At 34.8% G+C, this 21,065-nt stretch carries 12 protein-coding genes and 1 pseudogene; all 13 read left to right on the forward strand.

From position 1 onward, the window contains the following. The first annotated feature begins 60 nt into the window (after positions 1–60). Entirely contained in the window at positions 61–2,103 is a 2,043-nt protein-coding gene (parE, locus tag ID741_RS10075) for a DNA topoisomerase IV subunit B (RefSeq protein ID WP_218325116.1), read from the forward strand. A 47-nt stretch (positions 2,104–2,150) separates the two neighbouring features. Continuing rightward, positions 2,151–4,559: a DNA topoisomerase IV subunit A gene (parC, locus tag ID741_RS10080; RefSeq protein ID WP_425514601.1), complete on the forward strand. Its 2,409-nt coding sequence runs from the start codon at positions 2,151–2,153 to the stop codon at positions 4,557–4,559. A gap of 282 nt (positions 4,560–4,841) precedes the next feature. Further along, positions 4,842–7,133, forward strand: coding sequence for a formate C-acetyltransferase (pflB, locus tag ID741_RS10085; RefSeq protein ID WP_218325118.1), 2,292 nt, complete (start codon positions 4,842–4,844; stop codon positions 7,131–7,133). A gap of 86 nt (positions 7,134–7,219) precedes the next feature. Next, positions 7,220–7,999: a pyruvate formate-lyase-activating protein gene (gene pflA, locus ID741_RS10090; protein WP_218325119.1), complete on the forward strand. Its 780-nt coding sequence runs from the start codon at positions 7,220–7,222 to the stop codon at positions 7,997–7,999. Positions 8,000–8,084: 85 nt separating this feature from the next. After that, a complete protein-coding gene (locus ID741_RS10095; RefSeq protein WP_438719874.1) occupies positions 8,085–9,014 on the forward strand; it encodes a manganese-dependent inorganic pyrophosphatase in 930 nt (309 codons plus the stop codon). Between the two features lie 48 nt (positions 9,015–9,062). Further along, positions 9,063–9,872 (forward strand): DUF1803 domain-containing protein, encoded by an 810-nt coding sequence (locus ID741_RS10100; protein ID WP_218325121.1) that lies wholly within the window; start codon positions 9,063–9,065, stop codon positions 9,870–9,872. A 2-nt stretch (positions 9,873–9,874) separates the two neighbouring features. Continuing rightward, entirely contained in the window at positions 9,875–10,726 is an 852-nt protein-coding gene (locus ID741_RS10105) for an alpha/beta fold hydrolase (protein WP_218325122.1), read from the forward strand. Between the two features lie 308 nt (positions 10,727–11,034). Continuing rightward, positions 11,035–12,939: a 1,4-alpha-glucan branching protein GlgB gene (gene glgB / locus ID741_RS10110; protein WP_218325123.1), complete on the forward strand. Its 1,905-nt coding sequence runs from the start codon at positions 11,035–11,037 to the stop codon at positions 12,937–12,939. 43 nt (positions 12,940–12,982) lie between these two features. Then, a complete protein-coding gene (locus tag ID741_RS10115) occupies positions 12,983–14,128 on the forward strand; it encodes a glucose-1-phosphate adenylyltransferase (protein ID WP_218325124.1) in 1,146 nt (381 codons plus the stop codon). After that, positions 14,115–15,263: pseudogene (gene glgD, locus ID741_RS10120) on the forward strand (glucose-1-phosphate adenylyltransferase subunit GlgD). Before ID741_RS10115 ends, glgD begins: the two are co-directional and overlap by 14 nt. Continuing rightward, positions 15,263–16,693, forward strand: a complete 1,431-nt coding sequence (gene glgA / locus ID741_RS10125; protein ID WP_438719875.1) for a glycogen synthase GlgA — start codon at positions 15,263–15,265, stop codon at positions 16,691–16,693. The pseudogene glgD and the gene glgA overlap by 1 nt, the downstream one beginning before the upstream one ends. 75 nt (positions 16,694–16,768) lie before the next feature. Further along, entirely contained in the window at positions 16,769–19,204 is a 2,436-nt protein-coding gene (locus tag ID741_RS10130) for a glycogen/starch/alpha-glucan phosphorylase (RefSeq protein WP_438719876.1), read from the forward strand. Next, positions 19,185–21,017 carry a glycoside hydrolase family 13 protein gene (locus tag ID741_RS10135; protein ID WP_438719877.1) on the forward strand — a complete coding sequence of 611 codons (1,833 nt, stop codon included), beginning with the start codon at positions 19,185–19,187 and terminating at the stop codon, positions 21,015–21,017. The genes ID741_RS10130 and ID741_RS10135 overlap by 20 nt, the downstream gene beginning before the upstream one ends. Positions 21,018–21,065 lie beyond the last annotated feature (48 nt).

A 21,065-nucleotide genomic window follows, 5' to 3' on the forward strand; every position in this document is an offset into this window, starting at 1 on the left:
TTTTTGGCCAAATTTAGCGTATCATACAAGAGATGTATTTTTTAGATAGGAGCTGTAGGATTGGCTAAGAAGATAAATAATGAATATAATGATGCTTCTATTCAAGTGTTAGAAGGATTGGAAGCAGTTAGAAAACGTCCAGGAATGTATATCGGTTCGACTGACAGCCGTGGTTTACATCATTTGGTTTATGAAATCGTTGATAATGCAGTTGATGAAGCATTATCTGGTTTCGGTAGTGACATTGAAGTAACTTTACACCCTGATAATAGTGTGGAAGTTAGCGATAAAGGTCGTGGGATGCCAGTTGGGATGCATGCTTCAGGAATTCCCACGGTAGAAGTAATTTTTACTATTTTACATGCCGGCGGAAAATTTGGTCAGGGCGGCTACAAAACGTCTGGTGGATTACATGGTGTTGGTGCCAGTGTGGTAAACGCTCTATCAAGTTGGCTGACAGTAAATATTGTTCGTGATGGTGTTGAGTATCAACAAGAATTTAAAAATGGTGGTAAACCACAAGGCACTCTGAAAAAAATTGGCAAAACTAAAAAACCAAACGGTACAATGGTTCATTTTATGCCAGATGATACAATTTTTAGCACAGTTAAATTTTCTTTTGATACTTTAGCTGAACGATTGCGAGAATCGGCTTTCTTATTACGTGGTGTCAAAATTACTTTAAATGATTTACGGGGAGAAGAAAAAAATTCTGAAGTCTATCATTTTGAAGAAGGTATCAAGGAATTTGTAGCTTATTTAAATGAAGACAAAGATACTCTAACACCGGTTACTTATTTTTCTGGAGAAAAAGAAGGAATCGAAGTTGAGTTTTCTTATCAATATAATGATGGCTACTCAGAAAATATCTTATCTTTTGTTAATAACGTCCGCACAAAAGATGGTGGTACCCATGAAGCAGGGATGAAGACATCGATTACAAAGGCATTCAACGAGTATGCTCGTAAAACTGGGTTACTGAAAGAAAAAGATAAGAATTTAGAAGGTACAGATTTCCGTGAAGGTTTGGCGGCAGTATTATCAGTTCGCATTCCTGAAAACCTATTACAATTTGAGGGCCAAACCAAAGAAAAACTCGGAACGCCAGCTGCTAGAGGAGCGGTTGATAGTGTGATTAGTGAACAGCTAGGCTACTATCTACAAGAAAATAGCGAAAATAGTCAGATGTTGGTCCGCAAGGCTGTCAAAGCCCGAGAAGCTCGTGAGGCTGCTCGTAAAGCGCGAGAAGAAAGCCGTAATGGCAAAAAACGTAAAAAAGGTGAGTCACTACTTTCTGGTAAATTGACTCCGGCTCAATCCCGGAATGCAAAACGTAATGAACTATTTTTAGTCGAAGGAGATTCTGCTGGTGGTTCAGCTAAGCAAGGACGCGATCGAAAATTCCAAGCAATTTTGCCTTTAAGAGGGAAAGTCATCAATACTGAAAAAGCCAAAATGCAAGATATCTTAAAAAATGAAGAAATCAATACGATGATTTATACAATTGGTGCTGGCGTTGGTCCAGAATTTAGTATTGAAGACTGCAATTACGATAAAGTGATAATCATGACCGATGCGGATACCGATGGTGCCCATATCCAAGTCTTATTACTGACTTTCTTTTATCGTTATATGAAACCATTGATTGAAGCTGGGAAAATTTATATAGCTTTACCACCATTGTATAAAGTTTCAAAAGGTAGCGGTAAAAAACAAGTAGTGGAATATGTTTGGACTGACGATGAATTACAATCAGCGATTGAAACAGTTGGCAAAGGTTATATGTTACAGCGTTATAAAGGTCTCGGAGAAATGAATGCTGATCAATTATGGGAAACAACCATGGATCCAGAGCATCGTACATTGGTTCGTGTAAGAATAGATGACGCTGCTAAAGCAGAACGAAGAGTCACTACTTTAATGGGGGATAAAGTTGAACCCCGTAGAAAGTGGATTGAAAGCCATGTTCAATTTACCTTGGAAGAAGATGGTAGTTTGTTGGACAGTAAAACAGAAGACGATATTACGGCAACTACCACTGTAGTTAAAGATCCAACTGAAACGGAAATTTATCAAGCAAATTTATTTGATGGGGAGGAATAGCCTTGGAAAATCAACATGCGATTCAAGAATTAACATTAGAAGAAGTCATGGGAGAACGCTTCGGGCGCTATTCTAAATACATTATTCAAGAACGGGCACTGCCGGACATTCGAGACGGTTTAAAACCTGTTCAACGGCGCATCTTGTATGCAATGGATAAAGATGGCAATACTTTTGACAAAGGGTTTCGTAAGTCTGCTAAGTCAGTTGGAAATATCATGGGGAATTATCATCCTCACGGCGACAGTTCAATTTATGAAGCTATGGTCCGAATGAGCCAGGACTGGAAATTACGGGAAGTATTAATTGAGATGCATGGTAATAACGGTTCGATGGATGGAGATCCACCTGCTGCGATGCGGTATACTGAAGCACGTTTATCAAAATTAAGCGGTGAAATGCTGCAAGACATCGAAAAAGAAACAGTCGACTTCGTCTGGAATTTTGATGATACTGAAAAAGAACCGACTGTTTTACCAGCTGCGTATCCTAATTTGTTGGTTAATGGTTCAACAGGGATTTCTGCAGGTTATGCAACTGAAATTCCGACCCATAATTTAGCTGAAGTGATAGATGGTACCATTTATTTGATTGATCATCCTAATGCTGATCTAACTAAAATTATGACTTATATTCCTGGACCAGATTTTCCAACTGGTGCAATTTTACAAGGAAAAGATGAAATCAAAAAGGCCTATGAAACAGGTCGTGGCAAAGTAATCTTACGTTCAAAGACTTCAATTGAACAGTTAAAAGGTGGCAAACAACAAATTGTCATTCATGAAATTCCTTATGAGGTTAATAAAGCTGTGCTAGTGAAAAAAATGGATGAAATCCGTTTAAACAAGAAAATTGATGGTATCGCAGAAGTTCGTGATGAAACAGATCGGACTGGTTTGCAAATTGTTGTGGAATTGAAAAAAGATGTGAATGCAGAAGGTATTCTAAACTACCTATTTAAAAATACTGATTTACAAATCAATTATAATTTCAATATGGTTGCAATTGATAATATGACACCAAAACAAGTTGGCTTGGTTCATGTTTTAAAGAGCTATATTGGTCACCGCCAATCCGTTATTACTAAACGAAGCCAGTATGAATTGACTAAAGCACGTAAACGTCAGCATATCGTCGAAGGTTTGGTTAAAGCTTTGTCGATTTTAGATGAAGTCATTGCAGCAATTCGCGGAAGTAAAGATAAAAAAGATGCCAAAAATAATTTAGTTGCCCAATTTGATTTTACCGAAGAACAAGCGGAAGCAATTGTGACTTTGCAATTGTATCGTTTAACCAATACGGATATCACACAATTAGAAAAAGAAGCTGAAGAGTTAGCAGCTAAGATCAAAGAATTACAATTAATCTTAAACAGTGATAAAGAACTTTTTAAAATAATGAAACAAGAACTACGTCAAATTAAGAAACAATATGGCAATGACCGTCTGACTAAAATTGAAGAAGAAATTTCTGAAATAAAAATTGAAACTGAAGTTTTAATCACACAAGAAGATGTCATAGTGACCTTAACAAAGGAAGGTTATTTGAAACGTAGTAGTATTCGGTCATATAATGCCTCACAAGTAAATGAACATGGCATGAAAGATGGCGATCAACTAATCTTTATTGATAAATTGAATACCTTGGACCATTTAATGATATTAACCAATCATGGCAATATGATCTATCGACCAATTCATGAAATTACTGATTTAAAATGGAAAGATGTTGGTGAACATATTTCACAAACAATCTCAAATTTATCAATCGATGAAGAAGTGGTAGCAGTATTTCCTTATAAAGAGATTGATGAGAATGCTGTTTTTATCTTTATGACAAGATCAGGCATGATTAAGCAAACGAAGATGTCTGAATTTTCTCCATGGCGTACCTATCGAAGTCGTTCAACCTTAGCAATGAAAATGAAAAACGCTGAAGATAAAGTTGTTTCAGCGATTTTAACCAATCAGAAAAATGACATGGACATCTTTACTGCTACCAACCGAGCTTTTGGATTGCGTTATCCATTAACTGAAGTTCCTTGTTTAGGTGCGAAAGCTGCTGGTGTGAAATCAGTTAACTTGAAAGAGGGCGATTTCATTGTTGGTGGTGCACTAGTCTTTTCTGAAGGGGATTCACCAATTACATTAATTAGTCAACGAGGTGCGGCAAAACGTATCTTGGCTCAAGAACTACCTCAACTTGGTCGTGCTAAACGAGGGTTAATGATTTTCAGAGAATTAAAGAAAAATCCTCATCGATTGGTTTATTTAACGGATCAGTCAATAGGGGAATTAAACATCACTAGTCAAAATGGCACTGAACACTCAATCGCGATTTCTGATATCGTCTTAAGTGATCGTATGTCGAACGGATCATTTGTGATAGATGAAAAAAATGAAGGTCAAGTATATAGTGTTTCATTAGTGAAGGAATTATCTGAAGAAAACAGTTAATCTGTACTACACAGATTGATGAAAACGGCTATCTGTATTAATACAGATAGCCGTTTTTTGTATCACATAATAACTGTTTCAAGAAAATTTGTTAAGAATTTTAAAAAGTAAATATGTTGCAAAAAGCTTGATATCAGCGTTTTGTTAACGATAACAAAAACCTCGGGAAAATATTGTGCAAACTGTTACAAGAAAACCTTGCAAACATTTAAAGATGTGTTATACTCTTTTTGTAGAGCTGTAGCAATTAAATAGTTGGATATTTCTAAGGAGGTCTCTTGAATGGGAACTGCAACAAACGAACTTAAAAAAATGAACAATCTTGAAAAAAGCGCATGGGATGGATTTAAAGGTCACTTATGGAAAACTGAAATTAATACACGTGACTTTATCCAAGCAAATTACACACCTTATGAAGGCGATGCATCTTTCTTAGCTGACCCTACTGACGCAACTGACAAATTATGGGGCAGATTACAACAATTACAAAAACAAGAACGTGAAAATGGCGGCGTATTAGACATGGAAGCTGATGTTGTTTCAGCTGCAAATGCTTATGGTGCTGGTTACATTGATGAAGCTTTAAAAGACAAAGAAACAGTTGTTGGTTTACAAACTGACAAACCTTTAAAACGTGCATTTATGCCTTATGGTGGTATTAAAATGGCTGAAGAATCATTGAAAAGCTATGGCTATACTCCTAACCCTAAATATACTGAAATTTTTACAAAATACCATAAAACACATAACCAAGGTGTTTTTGATGTTTATACTCCAGAAATCAGAGCAGCTCGTCGTAATAAAATTATTACTGGCTTACCTGATACTTATGGTCGTGGACGTATCGTTGGTGACTATCGTCGTGTAGCATTATACGGAATTGATTACTTGATGGAACAAAAATTCCATGATCACGAAAATGTAACACATGGTCAATTCTCAGATGAAGATATTCGTCTAAGTGAAGAAATTACTGATCAATACAATGCGTTAAAACGTATGAAAGAAATGGCTGCAGCTTATGGCTACGATATTTCTCGTCCAGCTGAAAATGCTAAAGAAGCGGTTCAATGGACTTACTTTGGTTACTTAGCTGCAATCAAAGAACAAAATGGTGCGGCAATGTCAATTGGCCGAGTTTCAACTTTCTTGGATGTATATATCCAAAGAGATATCGAACGCGGATTAATGAATGAAGATCAAGCACAAGAATTAATTGACCATTTAGTAATGAAATTACGTATGGTGAAATTTGCTCGTATCCCTTCATACAATGAATTATTCTCTGGCGACCCAGTTTGGGCAACATTATCAATTGCTGGTATGGGTATGGACGGACGTACTTTAGTTACTAAAAACGATTTCCGTTTCTTACACACATTGGAAAACATGGGACCATCTCCAGAACCAAACTTGACTGTTCTTTATTCTTCACGTTTACCAGAAGGCTTTAAAGAATATGCAACTAAAGTTTCAATTGATACTTCTTCAATCCAATACGAAAACGATGATGTTATGCGTCCAGTATGGTTAGATGACTATGCAATTTGTTGCTGTGTGTCTGCCACTCAAACTGGTAAAGAAATGCAATTTTTCGGTGCTCGTGCTAACTTAGCAAAAGGTTTATTATATGCTATCAATGGCGGGGTTGATGAAAAATCTAAAACACAAGTAGGACCTGCTTATCAAGCAATCACTTCTGATGATGCTTTAGACTTTGATGAAGTAATGGCTAAATACGATGACATGATGGAATGGTTAGCTGGTATGTATGTAAATACTTTGAACATCATTCACTATATGCATGATCGCTATTTCTACGAAGCAGCTGAACTTGCTTTGATGGATACAAACTTAAAACGTACTTTCGCAACTGGTATCGCTGGATTCTCACACGTAGTAGACTCATTATCAGCAATTAAATACGCTAAAGTATATCCAGTTCGTGATGAAGATGGTATCGTTATTGACTACCGTACTGAAGGAGAATTCCCTAAATATGGTAACGACGATAGCCGTGCAGATGATTTAGCAGTTTGGTTACTTAAAACATTCATGGAAAAATTAGAACATTACAAAACTTACCGTGATTCTGAACCAACTACTTCAATCTTAACAATTACTTCAAACGTTGTTTACGGAAAAGCAACTGGTGCTTTACCTGATGGTCGTGCAGCTGGCGAACCTTTAGCTCCTGGTGCGAACCCATCTTACGGTGCGGAACAACATGGATTATTAGCTTCATTAAATTCATTAACTAAATTGCCTTACGAATATGCTTTAGACGGTATTTCAAATACTCAAAGTATCAATCCTGATGCTTTAGGTCATGATGAAGAAGAACGTATTACTAACTTGACAAGCGTATTAGATGGTTACTTTGACCAAGGCGCTCATCACTTAAACGTGAACGTATTTGGTAAAGAAAAATTAGTTGATGCAATGGAACACCCAGAAAAAGAAGAGTATGCAAACTTCACAATTCGTGTTTCTGGTTATGCTGTTAAATTTATCGACTTAACTCGTGAACAACAAATGGACGTTATTAGCCGGACTTTCCACGCTAAAATGTAATTTGGTTTCACAATAACTTTAAGCTACAATTGGGCGGATGGACGGAATGTCTATTCGCCTATTCATTTCTAAGGAGGAAAAATCTCATGACTACTGCAACTGAAACGGCTGTTTTAGGAAATGTTCACTCAATTGAAAGCTTTGGTTCTGTGGATGGACCTGGTGTACGTTTTATTGTCTTTTTACAAGGCTGTCAAATGCGTTGCCAATTTTGTCATAATCCAGATACTTGGAAAATTAATGACCCAAAGGCAAAAAAAAGAACAGCTGATGATGTATTGGATGAAGCCCTACATTATAAAAGCTATTGGGGAAAAAAAGGCGGTTTAACAGTCAGTGGCGGGGAACCTTTATTACAAATGGACTTTTTAATTGATTTATTTAAAAAGGCTAAGGAAAGAGGCGTAAACACCACCTTAGATACCTGTGGAAAACCATTTACGAGAGAAGAGCCATTTTTTTCTAAATTTGAAGAACTAATGAAATATACTGATTTAATCTTATTTGATGTGAAACATATTGATGAAAAGCAACATAAAATTCTAACCGGTCATAGTAATGAAAATATTTTGGGAATGGCTAGATATTTGTCTGAAATTAATAAGCCAGTTTGGATTCGCCATGTCCTAGTGCCAGAACGTAGTGACTATGATGAATTTTTAATTCGTTTAGATGAGTTTATCAAAACTCTGAACAATGTCGATAAAGTTGAAATTTTACCTTATCATACAATGGGTAAATATAAGTGGGAAGAATTAGGCTTTAAATATCCATTGGATGGGATTGAACCGCCAACTGATGACCGTGTTGAAAATGCCAAAAAATTATTGCATACGAGTGATTATAAAGGCTATTTGAACCGTTAATCTAAAAGAAAAGAGCAGGATTTTGTTGCTCTTTTCTTTTTTTTTGATATGATAAAAAAGAACTGATAAAAAGGAGCGATAAAATATGTCAAAAGTTTTAATTTTCGGACACCAAAATCCAGATACTGATGCTATTGGTGCTGCTTTAGCCTTTGCACATTTACAAAAAGAATTAGGTGTTGACGCGGAAGCAGTTGCGTTAGGCACACCAAATGAAGAAACTGAGTACGCGTTAAATCAATTTGGTTTGATTGCGCCACGAGTTGTTGAAAAAGTTGCTGGAGAAACGCAAGATGTCATGTTAGTTGACCATAACGAGTTTCAGCAAAGTGTTTCAGATATTGAAGAGGTGAATATTTTAGCGGTTGTTGACCATCACCGAATTGCTAACTTTCAAACAGCTAATCCTTTATACTACCGCGCCGAACCAGTCGGTTGTACTTCAACCATCGTATTGAAATTGTACAAAGAAAATAATGTGACCGTACCTAAAGAAATCGCTGGCATGATGCTTTCAGCAATTGTTTCAGATACTTTATTATTTAAATCTCCAACTTCAACTGAAGAAGATATGAAAGCCGCTAAAGAATTAGCAGCAATTGCTGATGTTGATTTAGAAAGTTATGGCTTAGAAATGTTAAAAGCTGGTACTAACTTAAGCACAAAAACTGAAGCAGAATTATTAGACTTAGATGCTAAAAGTTTCCCAATGGGAGACAAAACTATTCGAGTGGCACAAGTGAATACAGTAGATTTAGCAGAAGTTTTTGCTCGTCAAGAAGCATTGGAAGCAGCGATGATTGTCGAAAACACAAAAAATAAATATGATTTATTTGTTTTATTGGTAACGAATATTTTGAATTCTGATTCTGAGATCTTGATTGCCGGAGAGCCTAAAGAAAAAGTCGAAGTGGCTTTTAATACAAAATTAGAAAATAATCGAGTATTCCTACCAGGAGTTGTTTCTCGAAAAAAACAAGTTGTTCCCCAATTAACTGAAGCCTTTGAAAAATAATTTGACTTGGAGACTTTCATAAGAGAGTCTCCTTTTTTAGGAGTAAAAATGAAGATTATATCTAATGAAGAAAAACTAATAGAATATATAAAAAAACCAGAAATTATGACTCTACTTAATTATTTTGAAAAACAAGAAAATCCTGTGATCCTGCGAGAAATTAAAAATAATTTTCCTAGTATGCGGCATTTGGATCAATATTTAGATCGTTTGATTTCGTTTGAAATAATTTTTCGTAGAAATCGGCGTTATTATTTGCATATTCCTCAGTTAAAGGCGTATCCTTTGGTAGAAAGTTGGAACAAAATAAATCAATTGGCTGAAGAGACAGCAAAAGTAACGTTGATTTCTTTCTTAATCCAAAATTATTGGCAAGAAAAATATCCTGGCACTATAGCAGTTGATTTTAATTTGCCGGAGATAACGCAAATAGCAAATGAGGAATATCAACTGATAACAGTAAATGTGGAAAAAAGGAATGATTTTACAATTCCTAATTATTTTTCTTTTCAAACAGAAGATTATCCTGAATCATTTGAACAATTGGAAAAATTAATTGGTGATGTGAACCAAGAATTTTATTTTAATCAAGTTAGTACGGTTTTAGATTTTGTTTTGAAACAAAAGAAACCGCGGCGAGAAACTATTTATTCTCAAAGTTTAATTGTTACTGATTTGATTCAATTAGATCCAGTGCCCAAAATTTTAGTACCAGTTGTAGATGAAATTCCTGATTTACCAGAATTAGACGCTGAACTTAAAAAATTATCTGGGGATATTCGTTATTTTGCAATTCGTCGATTAATGAAAATACTAGTTCCAACATTAGGTTTTACTTATCTCATAAAGAAGGCGTAAATATGCAAAAAATTTTCAAGATATTAGTAGCAATTATTTCAGTTTTTAGTGTAACTGGAATGTTTTACTATTTTCAAATACGTTCAATAAATGGTGGCAACATATCTAAACAAAAAGGAATTAATTATAGTCAAACACCAACTGTTTTTATTCATGGCTATCAAGGAAATAGTTTTTCTTTTGGTCCGATGCTAAAAATTTTAAATGATGATCAATATGCGAAACGTGCTATGACAATTACAGTTGCTGAGGATGGTCAATTGACTGTAAAAGGGAATTTATCAAAGAAAGCAGATAATCCAACGATCATGTTACTTTTTTCAAATAATCGTGCTAGTGAGATTAAGCAAAGCCAGTGGATTTCTGATGCAATGCAATATTTATCCAAACAAGGCGTAAAAAAAGTGAATCTAGTTGCTCATTCAATGGGTGGTGTATCAGCTTTACGTTACCTTTTAGAATACGATCAAGGTCCTAAAGTAGAAAAGTTGGTGACGGTTGCTACGCCATATAATGATTTAGAAATCGCCGAAGATACTGATGAGGTATTTGCTGCAGAATTGACCGAGACGGGTCCTAGCCAAGAGACACCTATTTATCAATATTTTGACCAACAAATGAATAAATTGCCAAAAAACTTACAAGTTTTAAATATTGCTGGAAATAAAAAAGACGGGACTCAAAGTGATGGTGCGGTCTCACTGCATAGTGCATTTGCCTTACGCTATTTAATCTCGTCTCATGTAAAGAGTTATCAAGAATATACAATTACTGGTATTAAGGCAAGTCATTCTTGGATAACTAAAACAGCCGCATTTGAAAAAGAATTAATTAAATTTTTATGGCAAAAATGAGCTAGAGAATCTATCAAGGATTCTCTAGCTTTTTTCGTGTAAAATAACGATTGGTTTTTAATAGATGATGAAATGAAGTGTTTTTTTAGAAGAGAAAGTTTTCAATTCATTTTCATAAAGCTATTATTTTCTGCATATTTAAATCATTTTAGTAAAAAAAAACTATTTTAATTAGTATTTCGAGCGATCGTACGCATTTTTTATGTTATTATAAAAGAAGAGAAAGTTAAAAAAATAATGAAATAGAATTTTTATTTCAGATTTTTTTACAAGTATTTTTTGAGTAAAATAAGTAAATGAGGTGGCCTATGAAAGAGAAATCTGATGTTGAAGAAAAGCCGTTACTTGAAGCCAAACAGAATTTTTTGTCGGGGGAAAACTTTTATGCCCAACATTTTTTAGGCGCACACTTAAAAAATGATCAATACACATTTCGAGTATGGGCACCTAATGCACAAATGGTATTTTTGGTGGGTGACTTTAATGACTGGAATGATTCTATTCCTATGGAAAAAGATGCTTATGGTATTTGGGAAGTAACAACCGCTTTACCTAGTGAAGGTGATTTGTACAAATTCAAAGTTCGTCAAGCAAACGGTCGTGAGATTATGAAAATTGATCCTTTTGCAATCTTTTTTGAAAAAAGACCAGGTGATGCTGCAGTACTTCATACAGTACCTGAAAAAAAATGGAAAGATGGTCTTTGGCGCGGCAGAAACAAACGTGTAAATCATTTTAAACGACCAATGAATATCTATGAAGTTCATGCTAGCTCGTGGAAACATCACGAGGATGGTCAGCCGTATAATTTCGCTGAATTAACGGAAGAACTAGTGCCATATTTAGTGGAAATGAATTATACTCACGTGGAATTTATGCCATTGATGGAACATCCTTTAGGGATGAGCTGGGGTTATCAATTAATTGGTTATTTTGCATTAAGTTCATATTATGGTACACCAGAAGAATTCCAAAATTTTGTAGAAGCTTGTCATTTAAACAATATTGGCGTGCTAGTCGATTGGGTACCTGGGCATTTTTGTATTAATGATGATACATTGCCTTACTATGATGGAACGCCACAATTTGAATACCAGGATCCAGATCGGGCAAATAACGTTCGTTGGGGATCAATTAATTTTGATCTCGGCAAATCTGAAGTTCAAAGTTTCTTAATATCTAGTGCGATGTTTTGGATTGAGTTTTACCATATTGATGGTATTCGTGTAGATGCTGTTTCAAGCATGATTTATCGCGATTACGATGATGGTCCTTGGACACCCAATCATGAAGGCGGAAATCAAAATTTCGAAGGCTATTATTTCTTGCAAAAATTAAATGCAGTTATCAAATTAGCCCACCCAAATGTACTAATGATGGCTGAAGAAAGCTCTTCAGATACTCAAATTACTGGTTTAATTGAAACAGGTGCTTTAGGTTTCGATTACAAATGGAATATGGGGTGGATGAATGATATTTTACGCTTTTACGAAATGGATCCGCTATATCGTGGAGACAATTTTAATCTATTGACTTTTTCGTTTATGTACATGATGGATGAAAATTTCATTTTACCTTTGTCTCATGATGAAGTTGTTCATGGTAAGAAAAGTTTGATGCATAAAATGTGGGGAGATCGCTATAAGCAATTTGCTCAGCTGCGAAATTTGTTTACTTATTTTATGACTCATCCTGGGAAGAAGCTATTATTTATGGGTAGTGAATGGGGTCAATTTTTAGAATGGAAATATGATGAAGGCTTAGAATGGGTGGATTTAAAGGATTCTCTTAATCATTCCATGCAATTTTTCACTAGCCAGTTAAATCAGTTTTATAAAGACAATCCAGCGTTGTGGGAATTGGAAGAATCTTACGATACTATCGAGATTATTGACGCAGATAATACGAATGAAACAGTACTATCCTTTATCCGCAAAGGAAAACGTAAAAAGGACTTTTTAATTGTTATTTTAAATATGACTCCAGTAGAAAGACAAGGTTTTAGAATTGGCGTGCCTTATGCTGGCAGTTATGAAGAAGTTTGGAATACGGAAATGCTAGAGTTTGGTGGAACTTGGACGGAGCATAATCCAGTAGCAGAAAGTGATGAATATCATTTTAAAGATTATCAATCTTCAATTACTACGACGGTACCGGCTTTGGGGGCATTGATTTTAAAACCGTTAAAAGTAAATACACGGACAAAAAAATAAAAAAGGGGGATGGTGAAAGCTAATTTTTTCACCAACAAAGATTATGAAAACAGAAATCTTAGCAATGATCTTAGCCGGGGGAAAAGGCTCAAGATTAGGGAAATTGACACAACATATTGCAAAACCCGCTGTTCCGTTTGGTGGAAGGTATCGGATTATTGATTTTACTTTAAGTAATTGCGTGAATTCAGGAATAAATAATGTTGGTGTCGTGACACAATATCAACCACTTGCTTTAAATAGTCATATTGGGAATGGTTCAAGTTGGGGATTTGATGGACTGAATTCAGGGGTCACTATCTTACAACCATTTTCTAGTAATGACGGTAGTAAATGGTTTGAAGGTACTGCTCATGCAATCTATCAGAATATGGATTACATTGATCAAATGGATCCACAGTATGTCTTGATTTTATCAGGAGATCACATTTACAAAATGGATTATGAAGCAATGCTTGATGTGCATAAAGAAAATAATGCATCTTTATCTGTTGCCGTTATAGAAGTACCTATGGAAGAAGCTTCTCGTTTTGGAATTATGAATACAGATGAAAATAATCGAATTATTGAATTTGAAGAAAAACCAGAAGAACCAAAAAGTAATCTTGCATCGATGGGGATTTATATTTTCAACTGGTCTCGTTTACGAGATATGCTACTAAATAGTTACCAAAAAGATGATCATATGCTTGATTTTGGGAAACATGTTATTCCTGCTTATCTTGAATCTGGTGAAAATGTTTTTGCTTATCGATTCCAAGGTTACTGGAAAGATGTTGGTACAATTGATTCATTATGGGAATCAAATATGGAATTTATAGATCCTAATCACAGCTTAAATATTCGCGATAAAAATTGGCGAGTTCTAGCTAAAAATACAGTTTCACCACCGCATTTCTTAACTGAAACAGCCTTGGTTAAAGATTCTTTGATAGTCGACGGTTGTTATGTCGCAGGTGAAGTTGATCACAGTATCTTATCAAATGATGTTCAAGTAAAAGAAGGCGCTGTGATAAAGGATAGTTTTATTATGCCGGGAGCTACAATTGGTCGAAATGTAAAAATGAATCGTGCGATTGTTGGCGAAAAAGCTATTATTGGTGACAATGCAGTAATTGATGGGACAGATGAGATTGCTATAGTTGGCTATTCTGAAGTGATTGGAGTGAATGTTGATGAGAGCGAATAAAATAGCGGCGATTATTAGCGGCGTATATGAAAGCAAAGAATTACTACCTTTAACTGAAAATCGACCTTTATCTACTTTACCTTTTGATTGTAAATATCGTATTTTAGATTTTAGTCTTTCAAATGCTGTAAATGCCAATATTAAACAAGTTTATATGATCTTTAATCAGCATCAGACTAAGTCAGTATTTGATCATATTGGTGGAGGACGAGAATGGCATCTTGATAGTGTTGATAGCCGTTTTTTCATTAATTTTTATCAAGAATATTTACAGAAAAAAGCAGAAGGTTTACCATATTATGATGATGCGATTGATTTTTTAAATAAATCTAAGTCAGAGTACACTGTATTTATGGGTAACAGAATGCTGTGTAATATTGATATTGAATCTGTTTTGAAAATTCATCAACAAAAAGATGTCGACTTAACAGTGGTGTATAAAAAAATGTCGAAAGAATATATTTCTGCAAAAGACGTTATCTTAAAAATCGATGATGGACACGTTATTGGTTATGATCGTTTTGAAAATAATAGATTGGAAGATGAATTGCATAATTTGTCCATGACAATTTTTATCTGCCGAACAGATTGGTTGATCCGACAATTTCAAGAGGGTCAGCTAAATAATTCACCGGCTTCTATGCAAGAATTTTTAATGGATCGGATGAATCAAGTACGAACATCTGCATATGAATATACAGGATTTTTAAGTAATATTTTTGATGTCAAATCTTATTATGATGCGAATATGGCAATGCTAGATTCAAAAAAATTCAATTCATTGCTATACACTAGTTAAAAAATTTATACAAAGTTAAAAAATGAAGTTGCAACTTATTATGCGCCGACTTCAGTTGTTAATAATAGTCAGTTTGCAACGGGCTGTATTATTGAAGGAAAAGTTGAAAACTCGTTATTTTCAAGAAAAACCTTTGTCGCAAAAGATGCCGAAGTGTATGATAGTATTGTAATGGCCAATGTGAAAATTCAAGAAAATGCTTTCATAAAAAATGCAATCGTTGATAAAAATGTCATCATTGAGCCAGGTGTGAAGATTATCGGAACAGCTGAAAAACCAGTTGTTGTGAGGAAAAATGCCCATGTCTTAAACGATATCTATGGAGGCGAACATTGATGAAAGTTTTATTTGCGGCAGCTGAATGTGCTCCCTTTTTTAAATCAGGTGGATTAGGCGATGTAGCCGGTGCTTTACCGAAGGAATTAAAGAAAAAAGGGGTCGATATTAAAGTTGTGTTGCCGTTTTTTACTAAGATGGCTGAAAAATATCAAGATCAACTAGAAGATTTGCTTCATTTTGACGTATATGTTGGTTGGCGTAAACAATACTGCGGGGTAAAATATTTACAATTAAATGGAATAGATTATTACTTTCTTGATAATCTCTATTATTTCAATCGTGAAGAATTGTACGGATATTACGATGATGGTGAACGCTTTGCCTTTTTCCAATTAGCTTTGATTGAGATGATGGAAAAAATTAATTTCATTCCTGATGTTCTCCATGTGAATGATTATCATACCGCAATGGTGCCTTTCTTGTTAAAGGAAAAATATAATTGGATTTCGGCCTTCTCTGATATTCGCATCATTTTAACGATACACAATATCGAATTTCAAGGTCAGTTTGATAAACAAATTTTAGTCGACCTATTTGGGATGGGAACAGAACGTTATGATGAGGGTACAATCAAATTCAATGATTGTTTGAATTTTATGAAAGCAGGAATTTTATATGCTGATCGAGTGACAACAGTTAGTCCATCTTACGCTAATGAAATCAAAACACCACAATTTTCATCAGGTTTAGATGTCATTTTACAGATGGAAAGTGGTAAATTAAGTGGCATATTAAATGGAATTGATACGGAGGTCTTTAATCCTGAAACGGATCCCGCAATCTTTGAAAAATTCAATATCGAAAATTTAGCTGAAAAGAAAAAGAATAAAACTGATTTACAAAAAGTAATGGGTCTGCCCATTCGTGAAGACGTCCCATTGATTGGTGTGGTCAGTCGTTTGACATATCAAAAAGGTTTCCATTTGGTTTTACAAGAATTAGAAAATTTACTTCAATTTGACGTGCAATTTGTATTAATTGGTACAGGTGATCCGAATTTCGAAGCTGGTTTTAGCTATATTGGTAGCAAGTATCCAGAAAAAGCTAGCATTAATATTGCTTTTGATGTGAACTTGGCGCAAAAAGTTTATGCCGGAGCAGATATGTTTTTAATGCCATCAGCTTTTGAGCCATGTGGATTATCACAAATGATTTCCATGCGTTATGGCACTTTGCCGATTGTTCATGAAGTAGGTGGATTAAAAGATACCGTAATCCCTTATAATCCAATCACTCAAGCAGGCACTGGATTTGGTTTTAATATTTTTGAATCCTATATTTTGATGAATACTTGTAAGCAAGCAATAGCTTTGTACCAAGATGAACCTGATATTTGGCAAAAATTGATGGTTAATGGTATGAAAACAGACTTTAGTTGGGACTTGTCTAGTCAGAAATATTTGGCATTGTATCAAGGCATGCAATAATTAATAAAACCAGAGTCTGCGGTTTACCGTGAGATTTTGGTTTTTCTTATAAATTCGTGAAGGTTGTGATAATTAATGAACAAAAAAGAATTTAAGGCAATATTTAAAAAGCGTTTAGCAGAAAAATACGCAATGGAAGTAGAGGATGCTACTGCTACAGAACTTTATCAAACGCTAGGTTCAATTATTACTGATAGTTATTCGCCGGATTGGTATCAAACTTGGCAAGATTATCGTAAACAAAAACAAAAACAGGTTTATTATTTCTCAATTGAATTTTTACCTGGGCAGATGTTAAAAAGTAATTTATTAAATATGGGTTGGTTAGATATTGTTGAAGACGCCTTAGCAGATATGAATATTGATTTAGCTGATTTGGCTGCTGTTGAACCAGATATGGCACTAGGAAATGGTGGACTAGGTCGGTTGGCCTCATGCTTTATGGATTCAATTGCTTCTCGTGGATTGCCAGGAAATGGTAATGGAATCCGTTATCAATATGGTTTATTTAAACAAAAATTTGTTGACGGTTATCAAGTAGAGCTACCAGACGAATGGTTAAATCAAGGGAGTTTATGGGAAGTTCGCAAAGAAAGTAAAGCAGTTAATGTTCATTTTGGCGGACATGTTTGGATGAAAAAAATGCTAGATGGTAATTTAAAACCAGTTTACGAAGGTGGCTCTAAAGTTCGGGCAGTCCCTTATGATACTGGTATGGTCGGATATCAGAATCAAACGGTTAATACGATGCGCTTATGGTCGGTGGAAATTCCTGAAGAAGAGGAAGATCGTTATCGTAGTGTAGAAGAAAGACGCGCAGTTGAAGATTTAACCTCTGTATTGTATCCAGATGATTCTAATGAAGAAGGTCGAAATCTAAGATTAAGACAAGAATATTTCTTTGTTTCGGCTGGACTGCAAAGTATTTTACGTCATTATCTTCAATTACATGAACCAATTGATAAAATTAATCAATATGTGGCGATCCATATTAATGATACCCATCCAGCTATGTGTGTGGCAGAATTTATGCGTCTATTAGTTGATGAGCAAAATGTTCCTTGGGAAAAAGCTTGGGATTTAACAATTAAAGTGATGAGTTATACTAATCATACAATTATGGCTGAGGCTTTAGAAAAATGGTCAGTCGGTATGATGAAGGCTGTTTGTCCCCGAATCTATCAAATCATTGAAGAAATTGATCGTCGTTTCGTCGTAGAGACATCTTGGGTTCATGGTGAAGAATTAGTCAGTCGCACACGTATTATCCAAAATGATCAAGTTCATATGGCTCATTTAGCAATTATTGGTTCTCATTCAACTAACGGAGTGGCAAAACTCCATTCTGATTTGTTAAAATCTGTTGTGCTCCATGATTTTTATATTTTATATCCAGATCGTTTTAATAATAAAACTAATGGAATCGCACAACGTCGCTGGTCACAAATTGCTAACCCTAACATGAGTCGGGTTTTAGATAAGACTATTGGCACTTCTTGGCGTCAAAATTCTAATGATTTAAGATTACTGTTGAATTATCAGGATGATGATACTGCTTTGGATGCTTTAGCGGTTGCTAAACGAGAAAATAAAATTGAATTTGCTAATTATATTAAAGAGACAACCGGAATTACGGTGTCACCAGACGCGATTTTTGATGTACAAATAAAACGTCTGCATGCATATAAACGACAATTATTAAACTTGATGCATATTTTAAATATGTACTTTGATTTGAAAAATGATCCTACATTGGAAATTCCTGCCCGTGTATTTATTTTTGGAGCAAAAGCTGCGCCAAGTTATCATTATGCAAAAGCAATTATTAAGGTCATAAATGAAGTAGCAAAATTGATCAATAATGATCCAGCAATCAATGATAAAATAAAAATCGTCTTTTTAGAAAATTACAAAGTTTCTTTAGCTGAAAAAATTATTCCAGCAGCTGATGTTAGCGAACAAATTTCTCTCGCATCAAAAGAAGCTTCAGGAACTTCAAATATGAAACTGATGCTAAATGGTGCGGTCACAATTGCTACACTAGATGGGGCGAATGTGGAAATTAGAAATTTTGTCGGTGATGACAATATTGCTATTTTTGGCTTAACCGAGGAAGAAGTTTATCGTTATTACCAAGACAATAGTTATAATGCCGGTGATATTTATAATCAAAATGAAAAAATTCACCGGGTAGTCAATGCTTTTGTGGATGGTACCATTCCAAACATTTTATTTGAAGGACAAGAAATTTATGATTCGTTAATTAAATATAACGATGAATACTTTGTTTTACGAGATTTTGATTCTTATTTAGCTGCTCAAAAGACGATTGAGGTTGCTTATTTAGACACAAGACGCTGGCGTCAAGTGAGTTTACAGAACATTGCCAATGCTGGAAGTTTCTCAGCAGATGACACGGTTCAAAAATATGCGGACGACATTTGGCAGATTGAGCCATTATTTAGTCACAATGATGAACGAGGTACAACCCATGGTCAATATTTATTATAATGCTTGGCAGGAAAAGTATAAGCAGCCTTTTGGTGCGATTCCGATCAAACAAACAGTTCATTTCAACATCAACGTATCTGACTTTGCTAAAGCAAAAGTATATTTGGTGATTCGTGAAGAGGATAGTGCTAAGGGTGCAGAAACTTTCATGATGAATCAATTGGAAGAGGATTTGTTTCATTTTTGTTATCGTCTTGGTGAACAGGCTGGTTTGTATTTTTATTATTTCAAAATTGATTTGATCAATGAAAATAATCAAGTATCTACCTATTATTGTAGTTATGGCGAAGATGGTGGTGCAGGAAAAATTTATGATTCAAAAAATCAGATGCCAGAGTATCAACTGACTTGTTATGAGACAGCTGAGATTGCACCTGATTGGTATCAACAGGCAGTTTTTTATCAGATTTTTCCTGATCGTTTTAATAACGGTAATGAAAATGGCCAAGTAAATGCGCCTAAAAAAAATAGTTTTATATATGGAACTAAAGAAGATACGCCGATGTATATTCGAAATGAAAAAAATGAAATTTTAAGATGGGATTTCTACGGCGGTAACTTAAAAGGTATCCAAGCAAAAATTCCTTATTTACTGGAGTTAGGAATTAACGCTTTATATTTAAATCCGATTTTCGAAGCAACTAGTAATCACCGTTATGACACGAATGATTATTTTAAAATTGATCCAATGTTAGGAACAGAAAAAGATTTTGTGGAATTATTAGATGCTTTACATCAAGTCGGAATCCATATTATTTTAGATGGTGTCTTTTCCCATGTTGGTCGCAATAGCCGTTACTTTAATCAAGCCGGCATCTATGGTGAAGAAGTCGGTGCTAGCAGAAATCAACAAAGTCCTTATTATTCTTGGTTCCAATTTACTAAATATCCTGACGAATATCGTTCGTGGTGGGGTGTGGCAGATTTGCCGGAAGTAAATAAAGAAAATCCTAGTTTTCAGTCCTTTATTTATGGACCAAAGGGAGTCATAGATAAATGGACAGCGCTAGGTGTAGATGGTTGGCGTTTGGATGTTGCTGATGAATTAACGGATGATTTTATCGGCGGAATACGCCAACGCTTGAATACATTTAAAAATAAAATATTGATCGGTGAAGTCTGGGAAGATGCTTCTAACAAGATTGCTTATGAAAAAAGAAGAAAATATTTATTTGGTAATCATTTACAGTCAGTGATGAATTATCCTTTACGTCAACAGATTCTAGATATTTTAACAATGCAAAAAAAGATGAGTCAAATTACTAAGGAAATGGTAGAAATTCAAGCCAACTATCCGAAAGATTTTTACTACAATCAATTAAATAACCTTGGGACACATGATACAGAACGAATTTTTACAATGTTGAATCAATCAGAAGATGATTTAGATGTCGCCTGGGGATTATTATTCGTGATGCCCGGTATCCCTTGTGTTTATTATGGTGATGAAGCTGGAGTAACCGGTGGAACAGATCCTGACAATCGAAAATATTTCCCATGGAATCACGTGAATCCAACGATTTATCAAGATTGTCATAAATGGATCAAACGCAGAAAGACACATAGCTCTCTTATGAATGGTGAATTCTATCCATTTTATACTGAAACAGAAGATGTCTTTGGTGTATTGCGTTTTAATCAAGAAGAATATAGTGCGTATATTGTGAATCGCGGAGAAAACGACAAGGTTCTGAGATTGACTGATTTGATTAATCCACGCCAGTTTAATGGTAATTTGTCAATTCTAGAAAAATTATTTTCAGAAAAAGTAATTGAAGGTCATGCAAATTTATTTTTATCGATAAGAATATAAGATATTTTCTCTAATTTGTGCTAGAATTTAAGTACAAAATAAGATAGG

The organism is Enterococcus sp. AZ103 (genome assembly GCF_051714685.1).
GTDB lineage: Bacteria > Bacillota > Bacilli > Lactobacillales > Enterococcaceae > Enterococcus_A > Enterococcus_A alishanensis.